Genomic DNA, 19,633 nt, shown 5'->3' with positions numbered 1-19,633 from the left:
AAGGGTGCTTTTTGGCGTTGCAGTCTGGTATGCTTAGAGCAGTATGAGAATCTTGTATTTCTATTTGCATTTGGGAGCCCCTATAATAGGAAGAAGTTATCTCAATCTCAGGCATTCACGCCGCGAGCGATTACATCTAAAGGTGGAACAACGAAATGACAAAAGAAATCGAACAATTCACGCAGCTCGGGATCGGCGAAGCGCTGACGGCTGCATTGCTTGAATACGGAATCGATAAGCCGAGTCCGATCCAGGCGGAAGCCATTCCGCCTATCCTGGAAGGACGCGACGTGCTGGCCCAATCGCAGACGGGAACAGGGAAGACCCTCAGTTATCTGCTGCCGCTGCTTCAAAAGATCGATGCGGAGAAAAAGGAAAGCCAAGTGCTCGTAATTGCACCTACGCAGGAATTGGCGATGCAGATCGTGCGCGAAGGCGAAAAGTACGGCGCTCCGATCGGCATCGGCACGATCGGCCTGATCGGCGGCGCTTCGGCGGCGCGGCAGGTCGAAAAGCTGCGCCAACGCCCGCATTTGGTCGTGGGCACGCCGGGACGCCTGCGCGAGCTGTTGTCCACGCGCAAGCTGAAGCTGCATGAAGTGCGCACGATCGTACTCGACGAAGCGGATCAGATTTTCCAAATGGGCGGAGCCGACGATGTGCGCGGACTGCTCAAGGGCGCGCTGCGCGACCGTCAGTTGATCTTCTTGTCCGCCACGCTCGGGCAAGACGTTCGCGGATTGGCCAGTCGCGAAATGCGCGATCCGGTCGATGTCGGAATCGAGCCGGAACAAAAGCTGGCAAAATCCACGCAGCATCTGTACTTCGTTTGCCAAGAGCGGGATCGGATCGATACGCTGCGCCGCGTCGTGCGGCATTACAACCCGCAGCGCGTCATCGTTTTCGTCAACCAGACGGAAACGATCGCCGAGGTGGAAGCGAAGCTGAACCATCTGGGGCTTGAAGCGCGCACATTATACGGCGATTCGGACAAAGTAACCCGCGCAACCGTGCTGTCGCAGTTCCGCTCCGGCAAGTTCCGTCTGCTGGTCGCGACCGACGTTGCCGCGCGCGGCTTGGACATTCCGGGACTGGAGCTGGTCGTGCATCTCGATCCGGCAGCGGATTCGGAGCATTACGTTCACCGCGCGGGCCGCACGGGCCGGATGGGACGCAAAGGGTTGTCCGTATCGATCGTGACCGATCGCCAAGCGTTCATCATGCGCAAATTCTCGCGCGAACTGGATACGCCGATCGTGGAGCGCGCGCTGTACGAAGGCGCGGTGCTTTCGCCGGAAGAAGCGGACGAGCGTCGTTCGGGCGCATCCCGCCGGACTCCGAAAAAGCCGGCTGACCCTTCGTCGAATAAACGGAATGAAACAACGGCATCTTCTTCGGCCGCTCGCAGTCATGCATCGAGCTTCGGCGCGGCAGACCCTGTTCGCAGTGAAGCTCCGCAGCGCGCGGCTGCTCCTAGCGGCGCAAATGCAGGCAAGCCTTCGGCTCCCGCAGGCCGCGGACCCAAAGGCGGCAAAAAGCAGCCGAACAAAGACAAAGGCGCACCGAAATGGCTGAAAGACAAACGGTCCACCGAATAACTTGTCAACTCTTAATCAGAGGTTATGTCCGGCCGGGCATAACCTTGCTTTTAGCGTGGGCAAGGTAGGAGCAGCTTGTCTCACTTGAAGCGAGAATTCGCTTGAATGCGAAGTTTGAGCATCATTAAATTTCAAGCATCAGACGCAGAAGAGGTGAAGGAGTATGAGTGAACAAGCCATCCTGAAGGTAGGAAGGCTGACCGGCGGTTACAGCGTGAACAAGCCGGTTCTGCACGATGTCGATTTTGAAGTCGCTCCGGGCGAAATGGTCGGCTTGATCGGTCTGAACGGCGCAGGCAAAAGTACGACGATGAAGCATATTCTGGGCCTGATGTCTCCGCGGGAAGGCGAAGTTCGGATCGGCGGCTCGCTGCTCAAAGACGACCCGGGGAGTTATCGCGCTTCGCTCGCTTTCGTTCCCGAGTCCCCGGTGTTGTACGAGGAATTGACGGTGCGCGAGCATTTGGAATTCACGGCTCGCGCTTACGGCGTCGATCATGCCGTATTCGAAGAACGGGCGGAGCGGCTGCTGAAGCTTTTTTACATGAAGGACAAAGAACACAGCCTGTCCTCGCATTTGTCCAAAGGGATGAAGCAGAAGGTTATGATCATGTGCGCCTTCATCGCGCGTCCGCCGTTGTACGTGATCGACGAGCCGTTCCTCGGCCTTGATCCGCTCGGCATCCGCGATCTGCTGGAGTACATGGTCGAGGTCAACCGCGAAGGGGCTTCGATTCTGCTCAGTTCGCATATTTTGTCCACGATCGAGAACTACTGTAACCGCTTCGTGATTTTGCATAAAGGGCGCATTATCGTGCAAGGGACGTTGGAGGACATTCGAAAAGCGGCCCGTATGCCCGGCGCTTCCCTGGAAGACATGTTCGACCGATTGGTTCGGGCCGAGGGCGCGGGAGGCATTCAATGACCGGGCCGCAGCACGACGGAGGTTCGGGAAAAGGAAACGATCCGACGCCGTTGCAGGGAAACGGAACGTCCGCTTCTGCTTCCAAGCAACCCGCGGGCCGCACGGCCGACGGAGAGAACGGACGCCCGATCGTTTCCGGCCTGCCTTGGGCGCCCGGAACGATCGCTCCGATGACGGCAGAAGGCATGATGGCGATGCGCGGCAAACGGCGTTCGATCTTCTTGGGTCGAATCCTGCCTTACCTGCCGTACATTATCCAAAGCGGACTTGCCGTATCGGTGTTGCTGCTGCTGATTTTGTTCTCGGCATGGTACACATCGATCCTCCAAGATATGCCGCCGGGGCTTCCGATTCAATGGATTCTGTCGATTCTGATCTTCCCGATGGCGGCCTGGAGCAGCTTCCGCACGTATCTGCAATCGGCGGATACGGTCTTCCTGCTGCCGCTCGAAACGCAGATGAAGGCGTACTTTTCCCCGGCTTGGCGCGCAGGCGTCATCGGCAAACTGCTGTTGATTTGGGTTGTCCTGCTCGTTGCTTGGCCGATCTATATTCGCGTGCTGCCGAACGATCACGCGAATCTATGGGCGAGTTTGCTGTTGGTACTCGGCCTGAAACTGTTGTTCGCTTACGGCGCTTGGCAGGAACACCGGATGGTATCCGCCCGTCAGGCCGATATCTATCGGTTGCTGCGTTGGGTGCTGGCGGCGGCGAGCGTATTCGCTTGGTTCTGGCTGCCGTTGTTTTGGTCCGTTATCGCGATCGTCGCCCTCGCGGCGCTGTACGCGCTGGCGCTGCGTTTCCCGCCTAAGCACCGCGTACCTTGGGAGCGTCTGATCGCGGTCGAAAAAGCGCAAGCAGGTCGCTCCATGCGCATGCTCGGCTGGTTCGTGGACGTGCCGACGCAGGACCCGCGCGTATATCGTCGACGTTTGCTGTCCGGTATAGGACGCTCGATCCCGTGGAAGCCGGAGGAGGCGTATCGCTTCCTTCTGACGCGTTCGTTTATTCGCGGCGACATGCTCGGAATGGCGGCGCGTCTGGCAGTCGTCGGGTTCGTTCTCCAACTGCTTGCCCGCGAATCGTGGTTGGGCTTGGCTTTGCTGCTGTTGTTCACCTTCATGATCGGGATGCAGCTTAACGGATTGCGCCGTACCCATGCCGATTCGCTCTGGCTGGGATTGTATCCGATTCCTGAGGATTCGCGCGTACGCGCCGGGCTGCATCTCATGATTCGCGTCCTGCTGATTGCTTCGGCGTTCATGTGGCTGCCGTTCCTGCTCACGTTGCCTTCCGATCCGCTGCTTGCGGTCGGAGCACTTGTTGCTGCTTGGGTGCTGTGTTTCCTGCTGTACAATTCCGCCGGACGGAAATGGCGCAAGCTGGAAGGGGAAGACGAGTAATCTAAAAAATCCGGACAAATAACTGTCCGGATTTTTTTATGCGTAAAGAAAACCACGATATTAACAACCGCGAATTCACGGTCGAATGAAGCCGCGTCCGTAGTCGGAGAAGTAGCGGATCAACATACCCGATTATCGGAAGCCGTACCTTTTGGCACTCCCTGCCACAAACAAAGCGACCAGCGATAAGGCTAATATGACCCAGCTAAACGATGCAGCTCCCCATTGGGTCAGAAGAACGCCTCCTATGATTCCCCCAAGGGCAATAGCCAAATTCCAAACGGTTGTATTGATCGGCATGACGAGATCCACGCCTTGTTCGTCCGTAGCTTGAGCAAGCGCGGTCTGGAGCAGGGTAGCGGCACCGCCGAATGTAAGACCCCACAAGGCAACCGAACCGAAGACGACCATAGCATGCTCGCTCCACAAACCCAATATAAGAGCAATCAAGGAAAATCCCGCGAGGCTCACGAGAACCAGCATGCGTAACCACCGATCGATGAACAGGCCCGTAATCCAAATGCCCACCAATGCCATCAGACCGAATACGAGCAAGATGAGTCCGACTTTGGATTCCAACCCGACATCGGCGAGAAAAGGAGCGATGTACGTATACAAAATGTTATGAGCCAACATCCATGCCAAGACGACGGTCAAAACGGGAAGGATGCCGGGGGTGAACAAGACTTGCTTGACGGAGGTCCGCTTATCCGCTGACTGCCCCGGATAATCCGGCACTTTCCAGAGTATCCAGAAGATCAGTATAAACGCCAGCAACGACATCAGCCAGAACACCGAGCGCCAGCCCATGAACGAACCCAGCAACGTACCTGCCGGAACGCCGAACGATAAGGCAAGCGGCGTTCCGATCATCGCCACGGCCATGCCTCTTCCTTTCAGATGCTCAGGTACCATGCGTAAGGCGTAACCGCCGATCTGACCCCAGGAAACGCCCGCGGCAACGCCGGCGAAGAAACGGGCAAAAAGCGTCAGCGCATAGTTTGACGAAAGGGCAGTAATGGTGTTGAAGACCAGAAACCCGAAAATAGACAGAAGCAAAAGCGGACGCCGGCGCCAGCTTTTGGTCAGTACGGCCACCGGTATGGCGGCAACCAGCGACCCGACTGCATAAAAAGTAACCAGTTGTCCGGCACTCGACTCGGAAATTTGCAGCCCTTCTTTGATTTGCGGCAGCAATCCCGCAGGAAGCGTTTCGGTCATGATGGCTATAAACCCTGCCATAGCGAGGGCAAGCAAACCGAGCCGCGGAAAACGACGAGCAGATAGATCGGACATTCGTACAGCTCCTTTAAGATGAAATGAAGTAATCAATCGACTTATGGATCGATCATTCCTTATATTATTCAGAGCAGCTGTACTTGTCAATGATTTATGGATCGATTAGTATATAATTAAGAAAAGGGAGGGAATCTCTAATGGCAAGAACGGGGCGTCCGCGCATTTTTGATCGGGATGAAGCTGTAGTGCAGGCGATGCTGCTTTTTTGGGAGCAAGGGTTCGAGGCGACTTCATTGCTTCAGCTTCGAGCAGTCATGGGGGATATTTCGGCAGCCAGCTTTTACGCAGCTTTTGAATCCAAAGAAGCGTTGTATAAAGAAGCCGTAGAACGATATATGAATACGTTTGGACGCGTGACGAAAAGTTTTTCGGATCTTGCGCTTTCGCCGAAAGAGGCGATTGAAACCACGTTAAGAAGTACCGCAAAAATGCAAACGGACAGCGCGCATCCATCCGGTTGTTTAATCGTGCTGTCGGCTACTACGTGTTCGTCCAAAAATAATCATATCCGCGATATTGCCGCCGAGAAAAGAAAGCTGACTCGCAATCGCCTTCAAGATTGCATCCGGCGTGCGGTGGATACCGGCGAACTCCCTGCTTCCACGGATATACACATGTTGACCACCGTATTTGATACCTTTATGCAAGGCATCTCTACACAGGCTCGGGACGGCGTTCCTTTTGAAACGATCGATCAGGCCATCACGAAATTCATGGAGATCTGGAATCTTGTTCGACATTCGGCCTGACTTGATTTGGGAGCGTTCTAGGGCGTACTTTATTTTCTTCGCAAGTCCATAAAGCAAAAAAAGGCTGTTGAGAAATTCTCAACAGCCTTTTTGAGCATAAATCGGAATATTCAATTTGAACGCGTGCCGTCAAAGATTCTTATTCGCTTTTAGCCGCTTGCAATTCTTTCGCGCCTTTATACACGAGATCGAACAGATCTTCCAGGTTCTCTTCCGCGATACAGGAGAAAGCAACGCGCAGGTCGGTCTCGCCGAGCGCGATCGTGCCGACGCCGTATTCGCGCAGCAGATGCTGGCGAAGCTGTTCGGCCGGAATGCCTTCGTTCAGCTTCAGGCACATGAAGTAACCGGAGTTGAACGGGTAATAGGTCCAGACGCCTTCGTATTTGCCGCTGTCGAGCAGGTCTTTGACCTTGTTGGCGCGGCCTTTCATGATCAGGAATTTCTCATGCTTCTGTGCTTCGAATTCCGAGGCTTTCAGCGCGTCCAGCACGAAAGTCTGCGACGGGTGAGGACCGCTGGAGATCGTCGCGCGGATGATGCCCATCGTCTTTTGCTCCAGTCCTGCCAGTATATCGGCGTTATCCGAAGCGAAGGTGATGAAGCCTACGCGGAAGCCCCAGACAAACTCTTCTTTCGTTGCTCCATCGATTTTAACTGGCAGAATGCGTGGATGCAGGCCGGCAAGTTTGCCGAACAACGACTCATGCAGCGAATCCTCGAAGAACAGACCGAAATAAGCATCGTCGCTCACGACAACGAGATCGATACCCGCGTCTGCCGCTTCCAGCAGAACCTTGATAATCTGGTCGCCTTCTTCGACACTCGGCGTATAGCCGGTCGGGTTGTTCGGGAAGTTGAGCGGCACGATCGCTTTGCCCGCTTCTTTTTGCTCCAGCAATGCTTTGCGGAACGCTTCGGCATTGAATTTCATGTCCGTAGTAAACAGTTCGTAGTTGACGATCTTCGCGCCGCGGCGGATGCCGAAGGTCAACTCGTAGTTCTCCCAGTTTTTGTCCGGATACACGACCGCGTCGCCCGCATCGGCAAACAAGTCGGCCACGATGCTCAGGCCGTGCGTCAGCGCATTGGTCGCGATCGGATTGCCGAACGATTTGCCTTCAAGCGAAGGGTTCTCGCGAATCATCTTCTCGCGCCATGCGGATCGAAGTTCCGGCTTGCCCGCGGGAGGCGCATAGCCGTACAGATCCTTTGGATTGTAAGCCGACAGTTTATCCTGAATCACTTTCAAGTGCATCGGTCCGCCGTTCTCGGTCGCGATGCCGATCGTGGCGTTATATTTCTTGGCGTGCGCCGTCGCCTCGGCGGACTGGCTCAAAATGCCTTCCTTCGGGAAATAGATCTCTCGGCCGAGTCCCGACAACATGTCGTGGACATGCGCGTTTCCCGCTTTGATCTTCTCGTTCCATTGTTCAGCCATTGGGTTCATTGCGCGTCTTCATCCTTCCAAACAGAATTGCGTCAATTATAGCATCCTCACATGGGCGCGTCACGGAAAATACCCGGATTTTTTAAGGGTTTTCATTCATGTTGCTACTTTTTTTGCCGAAATCGTCTCATCTTGTCCTTCTCCTGTGAACGGTTGACATTTCCGAATGATTTTGATTCCATGTCAACTATTTGTGCGGAAAGGAGTAGAACATGAGAATGAGGGTTTAATCGGAAAAGGAGCAGCCGCCTGAGTTCCGATTGTGCCCTTTGGTAAAGTCTGCGATGGATGGACACGGTTCAAGCGAATCGCTTAACGTGTACAAAAACATGTACAATAAGGATAGAAGTTCAAACTTACATAAAGCGCACGATGTGCATAGGGCATGCGGGCAAAAGAGCGTTTTAAAAAATGATCAGGAGCAGGTAAAGAAGGGAGAGTGGATGATGGGCGTGACGATGCAACTGAAAGCCGTATCCGAAAGCAAGCTGCTGGAGATGATTGAGGGGGCCGGGGACCCGGACGGGTATTTGTTTGAAGGAGGCAAGGAAGCCCTTGATCTGAGTCGCTCCTGGTACGGGTTGCACGATTTGATCTGTGACGGGGCGCTGACGGGGAAGGGACCTTTGTTCAATGCGCTAATGGGCGGACGTCCTCTGGAACATGCGGAAGAGTTGGTGCGTTCGCTTAGCGCGGAACAGACCCGCGAAGTCGCGCAGGCGCTGCAGGCCAAGTCGGAAGCGGAGCTGACGGCGGGATTCAACCCTCAGCGAATGAACGAAGAGGGCGTGTATCCGTCGGCGGATTGGAGCGCTCCCGGCGAGCTGGATCATTTGCTGGAACGTTATCGGGCATTGACGGCGTATTACCGAGCGGCGGCCGAGAACGGCGAAGGAATGCTGCTGTATTCATTTTAGACCACAAGGAGGTTATTCGAGATGGGAATGATCGGTTATTTGAAAAGGGTACCGGCGGAGCTGTTAGCTGCCTTGATCGACAAAACGGCAACGTTGGACGAGTACGTTTTTGGCGACGAAGCCGAAGACGAGCTGGATCTCGACAAGGCTTGGCACGGCCTGCATTATCTGCTGTGCGGAGATGCTTTCGGAGGAAAAGGACCGCTCTACAACGCGCTTATGGGCGGCCAGCCGATTAACGAAGAAGAAACGGAAGACATTATCGTTCGTTATCTGACGCCCGATCAAGTGCGCGAAGTTTCCGGAGCGCTGGAAGTCCTCGACGACGATGCGTTGAAAAAAGGCTTTGCGCCCGACGACATGAACGAAGCGGGCGTCTATCCGGCGCCGGATTGGAACGATGCGGGAGAGTTGGATTATCTGCTGAGCTATTACGGGCCGATGAAGGCCTACTACCATCAAGCGGCAGAAAACGGCGAAGGCATGTTAATCTACGTCTCGTAAGCAACTTGAGCCGAACAAGGAAGTTTCGGGAACAGGAGGAGAAATGAGCAATTCGTATAAAGGACACTTGACGCCCGATCGATTGCACGGCGCGCTGCTGGGACTAACCGTAGCCGATGCGCTGGGCGTTCCGGTCGAGTTTCGATCCAGAAGCGCTTTGGATCGCGACCCCGTCACGGACATGTTCGGCTACGGCACGTATAACCAGCCGCCGGGCACATGGTCGGACGACAGCACGATGACCTGGTGCACGGTGGAAAGTCTGGCTTTGCAAGGCGAGTGCGATACCGAAGACATGGCAGGCCGCTTTGTCCGTTGGCTGACGCACGGGTATATGACGCCATACAACGAGCTGTTCGATATCGGCAACGCGACGCGCGAAGCGCTGGAACGCTACCGGACCGAAGCCGTCTGGGCCAAATTCGCAGGACTTACGCATGAACGTTCCAACGGCAACGGCTCGCTGATGCGCATCTTGCCGATGGCTTTTTACACGCAGAATCTGGAACCTACAGAACGCGAACGCCTCGTGAACGAAGTCTCGTCCGTCACGCACAGACACCCCCGCTCCCTGCTGGCCTGCCAGATCTATGTGGAAATGGCGCTGAAATTGTTGGAAGGACAGTCTGCGGAACAAGCGTATCAAGCAACCGTCGCGGCAATCAACGAACGTCACGCCGGACATGCAGAGCTGGCAGCATTCGAGCGCGTGCTGAACGGCGAATTAGCCTCGTTAAAAAGAGACGAAATCCGCTCAAGCGGCTACGTCGTCGATACGCTGGAAGCCGCCGCATGGTGCCTGCTCACTGCCGACAGCTACCGCGAGACCGCTTTGAAAGCCGTCAATCTGGGCGAAGACACCGACACTACCGCAGCCGTAGTCGGCGGCTTGGCGGGTATCCTGTATGGCGAATCTTCCATCCCGCCCGAATGGCTATCCCAGATCGCCAAGCTGGACGAATTGCGCGAACTGGTGTCCAAGTTTGAGGCGGTATTGCGCAAGCAAACGTAGAACAGGATTTGCGCATAGGGAAGAACGAAAATCGCCCAATAGGCAGATTTGCTTCTAAACAGACTTAATAGATTGCGGCACATCCAGCCACGTCATAGTCATTCCTGCGTATAAGCAACAATTTAGGCGATAAACCGGGCAAGAGAACGTCATTGTTGCGAACAAGCAATAATGCTGCCCTTAAAAGCCTAAAACGCCTTTTTCAGTCGAGAATTGTTGCTTTTTAGCAACAATGATCTCAATTCCAAGCTCAATCCCTAATCATTCTTGCTTTTTCGCAACAATGAAACAACATGCACCCAAAGCGCTTTATCAATCTTGAAAAAACGTTAAAAAAGCTGTCCCAAAACTTACCTTTGGGACAGCCTTTTTTTAAATCTTTTTCTCTTCCCTAAACTGATCGCGAACGTGCGCACCAGCGGAGGGAGAAATTCAGTGAAAGACGCCTTTGAACGAGGAAAGCTGAAAGCTTTCTTCGTGAGACAGCGTATTGAACGAATTTCTCCCGCAGCGTCGTTACCCCGCCACCTTCGCGATCTCCCGGAGCAACAGCTTCAACGGATCTCCTTCCTCTGCCGTCCGCATCCGCGCAATATACCGATTCCGCTTACTGTACAATTCCTCAAGCTTGATCACGAAACGCTCATCATCCCAATGCTCTTCATCGATCATCTCCGCATAACCCGCACGGACAAAAGAGTCGGCGTTCAAAATCTGATCGCCGCGGCTTTGCTTCCGTCCGAGCGGACATAGCAGCATTGGCTTTCCGAGCGCCAGGTATTCGAAGATCGCGTTGGACCCGGCCCGGCTGAACACGATATCGGCCGCCGCCAGAATATCGGCCATGCCTTCGTTCACGTATTCAAACTGCCGATATCCCTTCCGATCCGACAGCGAATCGTCGAGCCCCTTTTTCCCGCAAAGATGCACGATATCGAAGCGCTCCAGCAGCGTATCCAGATTCCGGCGCAAATTTGCGTTCAGCGCACGCGAGCCCAGACTGCCGCCGGCGGCCAGCAGCACAGGCTTTTCCCCGTCAAATCCTAGCAGTTCCAGACCGCGGGAGGCTTCGCCTTCTTTCAATTCGGGGCGCACGACAGAGCCGATTTGCACCGCTTTGCCCGTTTTGACCGCGGAAGCCGTTTCCGGGAAAGTGGTGCACAGGGCGGCTGCGAACGGAAGGGCAAGTTTGTTCGCCAAGCCGGGAGAATAATCGGATTCGTGAATCAGCGCAGGTACGCGGTTCATCCATGCGCCCAGCACGACGGGAACCGAGACGAACCCGCCTTTGGAAAAGACGACGGACGGCTTCAATCGACGGATCAGACGTCCGGATTGACCGACTCCTTTTAAAATGCGGAACGGATCGGAGAAATTTTGCAACGAAAAATAACGCCGCAGCTTGCCTGTAGCGATCGCATGGTAGGAGACGCCGGGCAGTCCTTCGACCAATTCTTTTTCGATGCCCGTCTCCGAGCCGATATAATCGATTGCCCAGCCCTGTTCGCGCAGTTCGGGAATAAGCGCCAGATTGACCGCGACGTGTCCGGCCGAACCGCCTCCGGTCAGCACGATTCGTTTGGAATCTTCGGTAGTTTGAGCAGATGTATAGGGTTGTGAATGAGAAATCATAATTTGAAAATCTCCTTTGATGGAAACGGTGAATTCGGCGGACAAGGCAAACAGCTGCCACCGCACGCAAGCTCTATTGTACGACCGGAAGACGGAAAAACCAAGAGGCCGAACAGAAAACGAACTGCGCGAAAACGCGCTGCATGCACGTGCTTGCAACGGGGAGCGTTCGAATAAAGATACGGTCGGATTGGAAAGAAAGCTTCCGCCGAACGCATTCGGCGCATAGATTCGCGGGGAACAGATGTAAAAGGCCGCCAAAAGCCGCGACCGTTTGCGCAAAATGTTGCGGCTATCCATCATTTTCGGCCAAAGCAGCGGTTTACACCAAAAAATGTTGCGAACGTCCATCATTTTGCGCCAGTTTCCTACTAATCGTCGGAAAAGCGAAAAATTGATGGATGTCTGCAACATTTCAGTTTGAATCTGCTCATCTAACGAAAAATGCGGGAAGCACGCAACATTTTCTTTCCGCTGCGATCAATCGACGCTTTTTGCCGAATCGTTTGCTGTGTGATTTACTTGTTTATCGCCTTTGGCCAACGTCTCCGCGATTGCAGACTGCCGTTCGCGTTTTATTTCAAAATCAGCAGCCGATCGTCGTCCGCGCCCGGCGTACCGCCCGACGTATTGTTGGTCAGGACGTAGATTTTGCCGTCATGCACCGCGACATCGCGGATACGACCTTCGCCCGTCAATACATCGGTCATCGTTTTGGTGATCGGGTCGAATTGTTTCAGGCTTTGGCCGGCCAAGGTCGCGACCAGAATTTTATTATCCGGCGTTGCGGCGATTCCGGAAGGCGCGATAGCCTGCGGGCCGGCGACGTAATAAGGAGAGATCAGCCCTGGTGCGGTCTGGGTTCCCTGAATAGTCGGCCAGCCGTAGTTGCCGCCCGGCGTGATGACGTTGATTTCGTCCAATCCCGTCGTGTCCGTGCCGCCGCCCGGGATCGGAGCGCCGCTCGGACCGTGATCGGAGGCATACAGCGTACCGCTGGATGTCCAGGCTAACCCTTGGGAATTGCGCAGACCATAGGCGTATACATAGGAATTTTTAAACGGATTGTCTTTCGGAACCATGCCGCTCGTCGTCATGCGCAGCACCTTGCCGCCGTAGCTGGAGAGGTCCTGAGAAAGCTCGCGTTGATTGGCATCTCCGGAGGTGCTGTAGAGCATGCCGTCGGGTCCGATCGCGAGACGTCCGCCTTCGTGAATCCGTCCGCCCGGAATGCCGGACAACAGTTCTTTTTGCTCGCGCCAGACGCCGTTGACCAACTTGACTTTGACGATCCGATTCAGCGCTTTTCCTTTTTCCTCGTAAGCATGATAGACATAGGCGTATTTATTTTTCGCAAAATTGTCGTCGAGCACGAATCCGGTCAGTCCGGCTTCGCCGACGACGCGCAGCGTCTTTTTGGTGCGAAGCTCCTGAACCGTCTGCTTGCCGTTCTTCACTTCGACGATGCCGCCGCCGCGCTGCGTGATGTAGACCGCGTCTCCGGCAAACTGCATCGACCACGGCACTTTCAGCTTCGTGGCCGCGACATCGTATCCGCCCTGCAACGGGTCGGTCAGCGAAGCCGCGGCGATACGTACCGGAACGGCTTCGGCAGCGGATGCCGTTGATCCTCCCGATCCGGCAGCCAGCAGTTTGGGTCCTTCCCAAGACGATTCGGTCTGTTGAACGGCGGTTTGTTCGTCTTCGCGCTGCTCGGACGCATAGATTGAGATCGGTACGGCCAAAAGTAACGCGACGGTTATCGCTTTTCCTTTCGAGGTTGGCATGGTCATTCCCCCTCCTTCTTTTTCCATTTTTACCCGGTCAGTCCAACCTTAATCGGTTTCGGAGCAGAAAGGAGGTTTTTTTATACCCTATCGTAAAATAAGCAATTTATCATCGTCTTCGGCAGGCGAACCGCGCCCGTCCGTATTGTTGGTCAGAATATAGATTTCGCCTTCTTTCACGGCCACGTCCCGAATACGTCCGACGCCGCTCAGAATTTCCGTCATTTCGCCGGAAGCCGGATCGAACGCCGTCAGGCTTTCTCCCCGCAAATTCGCAACCAGCAGTTTGCCGTCCGGCGTCGCCGCGATTCCCGAAGGAGCGATCGCCGTTTCCCCGGTGTGATACAGAGGAGGAGTGAATCCGTCGCCCGTCTCGTCGCCCATGACATCCGGCCAGCCGTAATTGGCACCCGCCCGAATTTCGTTCATCTCGTCATGACCGCCCGGATTGCCGCTCGGACCGTGCTCGGAAGCGTACATTGTGCCGTCTTCGAGCCAAGCGATGCCCTGCGAGTTGCGGTGGCCGTACGAATACACGAAAGAACCTTCGATCGGATTATCCTCGGGAACTTCGCCTTCCGTCGTCATCCGTAAAATTTTCCCGGCTACGCTATCGACATTCTGCGACGAACTCTCATCCTGCGCGTCTCCGGTCGTGACGTACAGCATGCCGTCCGGTCCTATTGCGATCCGTCCGCCGTCGTGCACGCGCGCGCCCGGTATATCGTCCAGCAGGACGGCCGTTTCGCTCCAGCTTGCGCCGTCTGCGGCTTCTTCGATCCGAATCACCCGATTGCGAATGCCGTCGCCTTCTCCGTACGTGTGATATACATAAGCAGTGCGCGACTGTTCAAAATCCCGATCCAAAGCGAAACCCAGCAATCCGCCTTCGCCTTCCTCCAACACTTCCGGATTCATGGCAATCGGCTGCTCGATCCGTTCGCCGTTTTCAAGCTTGACGATCGAACCGCCGCGCAGCGTCATATAAATAAGATCGCCGTCGAACTGAATTTCCCATGGCGTATCCAGATTGTTCGTCACCGTTTCGACTTCTCCCGTCAGTCCGTCCGTGATGCCGGATTCGTCGCTTGTCGCGGCATTTTCTTCAGGAGACGCGTCCGTTGATTCTTCGGCAGGCGTTTCGTTGAGCGCATCGTCAACGGCTTCATTTCCGGCATTCGGCGTTTGTACAGGAGACTGGGCATCCGGCACGGCTCCGACGGGAGCGCCGGTTTGACCGGAGCAGGCGGCAAGCGACAATACGAGCAGCGGTGCGGCCAATGCTTTTCCGTTCCATTTTGTAAGCAAAGGGGTTCCTCCTTTTGTTTATTCGGATATAGATGTTTTTTACCCGACAATAGCAACGCCAACCGATCGTTTTTTTGTACGAGGGATCATTTCTGCATATTTTCGGTTCGAGCCTTGGTCGTTAAGGGGTGGCGATGGTAAAATAAAGCAGAGTGACGTGATAGCAAGATTCCCGTTATTTTTCAAATCGTATGTTGGAGGTTGAGCGTAATGCCTGAATTTGAACGTATCAGTGAACATATTTATATGATGCATGCTGAGCACGATACGGATCGTCCGATGTTGGCCGCAGTGGTCGGACATAGCCGGACGCTGTTGATCGACGGAGGCAACTCTTCGGCGCACGCGGCTGCTTTTCGTGACTACTTGGAAAAAGAAGGCGTGCGTCCTCCCGACGTGATGGTGCTCACGCATCATCACTGGGACCACTCTTTCGGCCTGGCCGAGTGGAGCCTGCCGACGATCGCCCAGAAGAAAACGGCCGAAATTTTGCGCGGGTTCGCGGAATTGAAATGGAACGCAGATACGGTAGACCGGTTGGTTGCCGAAGGCGTGATCAGCGAGCGTACGAAAAAGGATATGCTGGCCGAATACGGAGGGGATTTGACCCGTATCCGCGTCGAAGAACCGAACATCGTGTTCGAACGCTTTATCGACGTGCATTTGGGCGGGCTGACGTGCGAAATTCGGTACGTGGGCGGCGATCATGCGGAAGATTCGTGCGTCGTGTACGTGAAGGAAGAAGGGACGTTGTTCCTCGGCGACGCGCTTGCGCAGTCCGTCTACGACGGTCCGATGAAATATACGACGGGCAAATTCCTTGCGCTGCTCGATACCGTGTTTGCGTACGGCGCGAACGTGCTGATCGAATCGCATGGACGTCCGATGTCGCGCGAGGAGTTTTACGGCGACGTGCGTCGGTACGAACTGCTGGCCCGTCAGGTGCTGCGGCACGGGCTGAATCCGGAAGCGGTCGAGCGCGATCTGCGCGTGGAGCTTGAATTGGCCGAGAACGAGGCGCTGCCGGAAGATTTGGTCGAAGCGGTGGAGTATTTCATGAACGGGTTGGAGAAATAAAATCGGATAAGGGTATGGGAAAAGGCCGTGCCGGGTCGCGTTGCAGCGACGCCGGGCACGGCCTTTTTGCTGCGTGCAGGCGTACGCGGGAACCCGGCGCGCCGTAAGGCGCCGGGCTCCGCGTGAGCGAACCGGGAGCGCGGGAGAGCAAGCTTTCGATTCCCGATTCTGCACGCTTGGACGCAGCATTTCGTCAAACCTGCTTATTGCGTCTGCGCGGGATACCAGGCTGAATTTTCCGCTGCACGCATAGCAGGCGTAACCGCCGCTATGCCTCGACCGGAAGCGACAGCTTCGTCCAGTACCTCCGTCAACTTCCCGACATCCAATACGGCCAAAGCGCGCGACGCCGATCCGATATACAGCTTGCCGTCCTTTTCGTTCAGCAGCGATTGAAGGGAAAGGCGCTCTTGCGTTTCGGGATAGCCGAAACGCAGTCCGTCGATCCGACCGAGCTGCCGTCCCGTCTTTTTGTCGAATGCCAGCAGATCCCTATCGTAAGGAAGCAGCAGGTAATCGCCGAGCCGGGCGAAAGGACCGACGCCGAATCGGAATTCCGAGTTGGGATACATCCCGTTGGTCCGGGCTTCCCAGAGAGTGACGCCGGTCTTCAAATCAACCGCGGCGGGAATCCGGTTAATGACGGCGTACAAGGTATCGCCGTCTACCATGCCGCTTTGCATCAGATCCGAACGGGTCCACAGCACGTCGCCGGAAGAAGCCTCGATCAACGAAGTCTCATAATCGCGAACGTACGGATTGCGAAGATTTCGCGTATCGGTTTCGTGTTGAACCAGCAGGTAGCCGCCGCCTAACTCTTCCACTGCGTCGTTTTCTTCCGCAGCGTAACGGGCTAACGTTTGACCGCTGATCGTATCGATCTTCCGCCAGTCTTCGCCGTCGAATTTGATCCAGCGCGTTCCGTCGGTTTCGGTTAACGCCGGCGAAGTGTTCGGATCATAAACCAGCGACTCGCCGGAATCGATCCGACCTTTATCCGAAGCGACGCTCCAGACTTTTTCTCCGGTAAGCGGGTCAAGAGCTTGTAATGTCCCGCCTTGGGACAGCAGCACATAAGGATCGTCCGAGCCGCGATTGACCAGATCGTAAGGAGGGCTGACCTGCTTTTTCCATCTTTTTTTGCCTGTTTTTTCATCGAGGGCGATCAGTACGCCGTCGTCACCGCGTTTGGCCGCATCGCTCAGCAGCAGAATCGAATCGCCTGCGGCATACGCGGACGGCCTAACCAGGCCCGGCCAATCGTATGTCCACAGCACTTTGCCGTCGCTCAGGCGCAAATGAGCCAACGTTCCTTTGTTTTGCCCGTCGCCTGTTGCGCCATAGTTGTCAATCGTTACGCTTTCGCCTGTGGAATTCGGGAAAAAACGGAACCCTGAATAGCCGGCGTCGTATTTCCAGCGAACGCTGCCGTCTTTCCGATCCATGGCATAAAGCAGGGAACTGTAGTGAAAGCCGCTGAACCCTTCGTCATCGCTGTACACAAGCAAGGTATCGTCGTTGGCGTAAACCGAATACGCGTAGTTCGTATCCACCCGGGTGCGCCAATCGAAATCGACGGACAAAGAAGGCAGAATCGGCAGTTTTTGATACAACGCATCAAAGTCGGCTTCCTCCAGCCAAGCGCTTTGGAGAAGCTGTTGGTCGTAAGCGGTCAACGGCAGAACCCAGTTTAGGCCGATTAAGCGGTCTTGCTCGGAGATATGTACCAGCAGATGCGCGCCGGGAAGCTCGTACCGCCACTCCGTGCCGTCGTTTTTCCAGTGATACCGACCGTCTTCGCCCAGGTCATTAGGGTACAACATGGGTGCGTCCATGGCGGAAAAAGGCTCGCCCAGCAGGCTGCGCACCGTTTCCGCGTCAACCCCCGCCCGCAGTTGTCCGTCCAGCGCGGCACGAAGGGTATTCATCGACAAGTCGGAGTCGGCGGCGAGCAAGCCTCTTTCAAGAGCAACGGATTCGGTGACGTCGTCCGCATGTAACCACAGCAGCATCGCATGGGAATCGGTTTTGCCTGCGGTTCGGCCGGAATAAGGCGAGACGCCGTACCAATCGCCGAAACGCAGCATCGAGATCGACGGAGCGCCGTCGTAAACCCAGGCCGCTTCGCTGTCGGGCGATGCATGAAGTTTGGCCGTCGAAGAAGGGGTCAATCGCACGGCAGGCAGGGTTTCGATTCGGTCGGATTTTGCTTCTGCGTACCAAGTCGGAATCCAGCCGTTGTCTCCGTTTTGTTTGACGCGCAGCCAATCGCCTTCTCGGTCCAACACCTTTACCTCGCTGTCTTCCGCCCAGTAATCATGAGCGATCAGATTGCGCCAGTTTGCGGCGGCGGTCGGGCGATAACGAAGAATAGGGGCAGATGCTTGTAGATCGACTGTCTCGATCACGGCAGGTGCTCGGGAAGTTGCGGCTTCTGTTGTTGCGGAATCGGGAGCGGCGGCTTGGGCGAAATGGCCCGAGTTTCGGCCGCCCGGAATCGGCGAGACGATCAGCAATCCGGCGATGAGCAGGGTGACCGTAAAGCGCCGGAACTTTTTTTCGGTATGTATGATGTGCATGAGGCAACCTCCGCATCGAATAGGAATGTATGCGCAAACCGCGAACACAGCGAAAGTTGACGAGTTTGCGCATTCTATCCGGAATGATCAGCTCGCAGCCGAAAAGAGTTTGACGAGAACGAACTGCTTCATAGACGCTTCAAGAAAGTAAATAGTTGCCTTTTCCCAAGACGTTTGCTGATCGACTCCAAAGCTGAACAGGCTCCTATCGAAATCAAAGACGCGCGTGCGGACTGTTTTCCAGCGCTTCGGCCATGCTGTCTCCGAAAGACAATCCCAGCGATTCGTAAGCAATCAGTACCGCGCCTGCGGCCGGCGTCAGACGAGGCTCCGTCCAGACAAAACGCCGGCCGGGCTGCGCGCACACCAACTCTTGCAGGCCGTTCAGGAAATAATCGCTGCCGGCTACGCTGCCGGTTTGCGAGATCGGAATATCGGGTCCCGCGAAAAAGGAGGCGAGCAGATCGGCTCCGACGCCGATCTGCCGCAGGGCGTCCTCGCAGACGCGCACCGCGATCGGTGAACCGGCCTCGGCTTCCCGGGTCACGATAGGCGCAAACAATCCGAACAGTCTATCCCGCCGTTCGCTGTCCAGGCTGAAGCTCCGGCCGGCGGCTTCAGTCAAGTCGCGCAGGCTGGGCGTACGGAAAAAGCGCAGCATGTCGCGGACAAGCACGCCGTCGCCCGGAGTTTCCCGTCCTGCCAGAACGTCGTAGACGGCCTGATAAGCCAGAAAGCGTGCGGCGCTGGCCGCGTAATGGCCGAAATCGTAATTTCGCAGCCATTTCCCGTGCTCGGTATGGGCCAACAGAATCGACCCCGTGCCCGAAGCGACCAAGATGCCGGGCCCTCCGGCCAAAGCGCCGCGATGCGCGATCACGGCGTCGTTCACGACTCGGCTCGGACAGGAAAGCCCGAAGCCTTCGGCCAGGCGCTCTGCCCAAGATTTGTCCGATTCGTTATCGAGACCTGCAATCCCTACAGCCAGAAAAGCGATATCGCCCGCTTCGCATTCGGCTTCTCGGACCGCTTCGCGCATTAGAGCCGCAAGCGGAGCCATATCCGTACGCCTGCGGGGAAGCTCGTCCGTTTCTTTTTTGATGAATGCCCGCACCTGCCCGGCAAGATCGGCGATCATGATCCGTACATTCGTTCCGCCCATATCGACACCCGCGACGACGGAGTCGGCATTGATTTTCTCCAGCATGAAAAGCCTCCTCAAAGATGGATGAATATATGCTTCAATGATTCGAATTGTAACCGCTCGCCTTGGATTCATCAAACTTCAACCGTCAATCCCGTTCTGCCGAAGAACCTGAACTTGAACTGCATAAGCCGATTCGTCCTATATGCGCGAAAACCACCCCTGTGCTCAAGCTTCGCGCAGGAGACG

General features: G+C 55.6%; 15 protein-coding genes. 8 read left to right on the top strand and 7 right to left on the bottom strand.

Going from position 1 to position 19,633, the window contains the following annotated elements; all coding sequences use genetic code 11:
* Positions 1-155: 155 nt before the first annotated feature.
* The 3 genes from SACSAC_RS24925 to SACSAC_RS24915 all read left to right on the top strand — a co-directional run bounded on the left by SACSAC_RS24925 (position 156) and on the right by SACSAC_RS24915 (position 3,926).
* On the top strand, positions 156-1,598 hold the full coding sequence (locus SACSAC_RS24925; protein WP_037291130.1) for a DEAD/DEAH box helicase: 1,443 nt from the start codon (positions 156-158) through the stop codon (positions 1,596-1,598).
* A gap of 163 nt (positions 1,599-1,761) precedes the next feature.
* Entirely contained in the window at positions 1,762-2,523 is a 762-nt protein-coding gene (locus SACSAC_RS24920; RefSeq protein ID WP_037291129.1) for an ABC transporter ATP-binding protein, read from the top strand.
* Positions 2,520-3,926 carry an ABC transporter permease gene (locus SACSAC_RS24915; RefSeq protein ID WP_051507403.1) on the top strand — a complete coding sequence of 469 codons (1,407 nt, stop codon included), beginning with the start codon at positions 2,520-2,522 and terminating at the stop codon, positions 3,924-3,926. Before SACSAC_RS24920 ends, SACSAC_RS24915 begins: the two co-directional genes overlap by 4 nt.
* Before the next feature lie 132 nt (positions 3,927-4,058).
* Here the strand turns inward: SACSAC_RS24915 and SACSAC_RS24910 are convergent, their stop codons facing one another.
* Complete coding sequence (locus SACSAC_RS24910; RefSeq protein ID WP_051507402.1) at positions 4,059-5,222, bottom strand: MFS transporter; 1,164 nt, start codon at positions 5,220-5,222, stop codon at positions 4,059-4,061.
* A 140-nt stretch (positions 5,223-5,362) separates the two neighbouring features.
* On the opposite strand from SACSAC_RS24910, the gene SACSAC_RS24905 reads away from it, so the two are divergent.
* Positions 5,363-5,974: a TetR/AcrR family transcriptional regulator gene (locus SACSAC_RS24905; RefSeq protein WP_037291127.1), complete on the top strand. Its 612-nt coding sequence runs from the start codon at positions 5,363-5,365 to the stop codon at positions 5,972-5,974.
* 139 nt (positions 5,975-6,113) lie between these two features.
* Here the strand turns inward: SACSAC_RS24905 and SACSAC_RS24900 are convergent, their stop codons facing one another.
* Entirely contained in the window at positions 6,114-7,424 is a 1,311-nt protein-coding gene (locus tag SACSAC_RS24900; protein WP_037291126.1) for an aminotransferase class I/II-fold pyridoxal phosphate-dependent enzyme, read from the bottom strand.
* A gap of 443 nt (positions 7,425-7,867) precedes the next feature.
* Here SACSAC_RS24900 and SACSAC_RS27430 point away from each other — a divergent pair, with 443 nt between their 5' ends.
* The 3 genes from SACSAC_RS27430 to SACSAC_RS24885 are packed head-to-tail and all read left to right on the top strand — an operon-like array spanning position 7,868 to position 9,857.
* The gene (locus SACSAC_RS27430) at positions 7,868-8,341 is read left to right on the top strand and encodes a YfbM family protein (RefSeq protein WP_169833799.1); all 474 of its coding nucleotides are present in this window, start codon (positions 7,868-7,870) and stop codon (positions 8,339-8,341) included.
* A gap of 21 nt (positions 8,342-8,362) precedes the next feature.
* Positions 8,363-8,845 carry a YfbM family protein gene (locus tag SACSAC_RS24890; RefSeq protein WP_037291125.1) on the top strand — a complete coding sequence of 161 codons (483 nt, stop codon included), beginning with the start codon at positions 8,363-8,365 and terminating at the stop codon, positions 8,843-8,845.
* A gap of 43 nt (positions 8,846-8,888) precedes the next feature.
* Positions 8,889-9,857 (top strand): ADP-ribosylglycohydrolase family protein, encoded by a 969-nt coding sequence (locus SACSAC_RS24885; RefSeq protein ID WP_156951098.1) that lies wholly within the window; start codon positions 8,889-8,891, stop codon positions 9,855-9,857.
* 516 nt (positions 9,858-10,373) lie between these two features.
* Here the strand turns inward: SACSAC_RS24885 and SACSAC_RS24880 are convergent.
* From SACSAC_RS24880 to SACSAC_RS24870, 3 genes are all read right to left on the bottom strand, one after another.
* The gene (locus SACSAC_RS24880; protein WP_051507575.1) at positions 10,374-11,489 is read right to left on the bottom strand and encodes an undecaprenyldiphospho-muramoylpentapeptide beta-N-acetylglucosaminyltransferase; all 1,116 of its coding nucleotides are present in this window, start codon (positions 11,487-11,489) and stop codon (positions 10,374-10,376) included.
* Positions 11,490-12,064: 575 nt separating this feature from the next.
* Positions 12,065-13,276, bottom strand: coding sequence for a PQQ-dependent sugar dehydrogenase (locus SACSAC_RS24875; RefSeq protein WP_245608699.1), 1,212 nt, complete (start codon positions 13,274-13,276; stop codon positions 12,065-12,067).
* An 87-nt stretch (positions 13,277-13,363) separates the two neighbouring features.
* Positions 13,364-14,584, bottom strand: a complete 1,221-nt coding sequence (locus tag SACSAC_RS24870) for a PQQ-dependent sugar dehydrogenase (RefSeq protein WP_037291123.1) — start codon at positions 14,582-14,584, stop codon at positions 13,364-13,366.
* A 210-nt stretch (positions 14,585-14,794) separates the two neighbouring features.
* Between SACSAC_RS24870 and SACSAC_RS24865 the strand changes: the two genes are divergently transcribed.
* Positions 14,795-15,661, top strand: a complete 867-nt coding sequence (locus SACSAC_RS24865; RefSeq protein ID WP_037291122.1) for an MBL fold metallo-hydrolase — start codon at positions 14,795-14,797, stop codon at positions 15,659-15,661.
* A gap of 203 nt (positions 15,662-15,864) precedes the next feature.
* Here SACSAC_RS24865 and SACSAC_RS24860 read toward each other — a convergent pair whose 3' ends face one another.
* Positions 15,865-18,240 (bottom strand): outer membrane protein assembly factor BamB family protein, encoded by a 2,376-nt coding sequence (locus tag SACSAC_RS24860; RefSeq protein WP_037291121.1) that lies wholly within the window; start codon positions 18,238-18,240, stop codon positions 15,865-15,867.
* Positions 18,241-18,454: 214 nt separating this feature from the next.
* The gene (locus SACSAC_RS24855) at positions 18,455-19,447 is read right to left on the bottom strand and encodes an N-acetylglucosamine kinase (protein WP_051507400.1); all 993 of its coding nucleotides are present in this window, start codon (positions 19,445-19,447) and stop codon (positions 18,455-18,457) included.
* Positions 19,448-19,633: the final 186 nt, after the last annotated feature.

Origin of the sequence: Saccharibacillus sacchari DSM 19268, from assembly GCF_000585395.1 — a bacterium.
GTDB lineage: Bacteria > Bacillota > Bacilli > Paenibacillales > Paenibacillaceae > Saccharibacillus > Saccharibacillus sacchari.
This window is presented reverse-complemented; position numbering and strand designations above follow the sequence as displayed.

What these genes read in the sequence shown, in the direction of transcription:
- SACSAC_RS24880 (WP_051507575.1), bottom strand. Translation starts at nt 11,489, where the DNA reads ATGATTTCTCATTCACAACCCTATACATCTGCTCAAACTACCGAAGAT.
- SACSAC_RS24900 (WP_037291126.1), bottom strand. Translation starts at nt 7,424, where the DNA reads ATGAACCCAATGGCTGAACAATGGAACGAGAAGATCAAAGCGGGAAAC.
- SACSAC_RS24855 (WP_051507400.1), bottom strand. Translation starts at nt 19,447, where the DNA reads ATGCTGGAGAAAATCAATGCCGACTCCGTCGTCGCGGGTGTCGATATG.
- SACSAC_RS24885 (WP_156951098.1), top strand. Translation starts at nt 8,889, where the DNA reads ATGAGCAATTCGTATAAAGGACACTTGACGCCCGATCGATTGCACGGC.
- SACSAC_RS24875 (WP_245608699.1), bottom strand. Translation starts at nt 13,276, where the DNA reads ATGCCAACCTCGAAAGGAAAAGCGATAACCGTCGCGTTACTTTTGGCC.
- SACSAC_RS24915 (WP_051507403.1), top strand. Translation starts at nt 2,520, where the DNA reads ATGACCGGGCCGCAGCACGACGGAGGTTCGGGAAAAGGAAACGATCCG.
- SACSAC_RS27430 (WP_169833799.1), top strand. Translation starts at nt 7,868, where the DNA reads ATGATGGGCGTGACGATGCAACTGAAAGCCGTATCCGAAAGCAAGCTG.
- SACSAC_RS24890 (WP_037291125.1), top strand. Translation starts at nt 8,363, where the DNA reads ATGGGAATGATCGGTTATTTGAAAAGGGTACCGGCGGAGCTGTTAGCT.
- SACSAC_RS24910 (WP_051507402.1), bottom strand. Translation starts at nt 5,222, where the DNA reads ATGTCCGATCTATCTGCTCGTCGTTTTCCGCGGCTCGGTTTGCTTGCC.
- SACSAC_RS24925 (WP_037291130.1), top strand. Translation starts at nt 156, where the DNA reads ATGACAAAAGAAATCGAACAATTCACGCAGCTCGGGATCGGCGAAGCG.
- SACSAC_RS24860 (WP_037291121.1), bottom strand. Translation starts at nt 18,240, where the DNA reads ATGCACATCATACATACCGAAAAAAAGTTCCGGCGCTTTACGGTCACC.
- SACSAC_RS24905 (WP_037291127.1), top strand. Translation starts at nt 5,363, where the DNA reads ATGGCAAGAACGGGGCGTCCGCGCATTTTTGATCGGGATGAAGCTGTA.
- SACSAC_RS24920 (WP_037291129.1), top strand. Translation starts at nt 1,762, where the DNA reads ATGAGTGAACAAGCCATCCTGAAGGTAGGAAGGCTGACCGGCGGTTAC.
- SACSAC_RS24865 (WP_037291122.1), top strand. Translation starts at nt 14,795, where the DNA reads ATGCCTGAATTTGAACGTATCAGTGAACATATTTATATGATGCATGCT.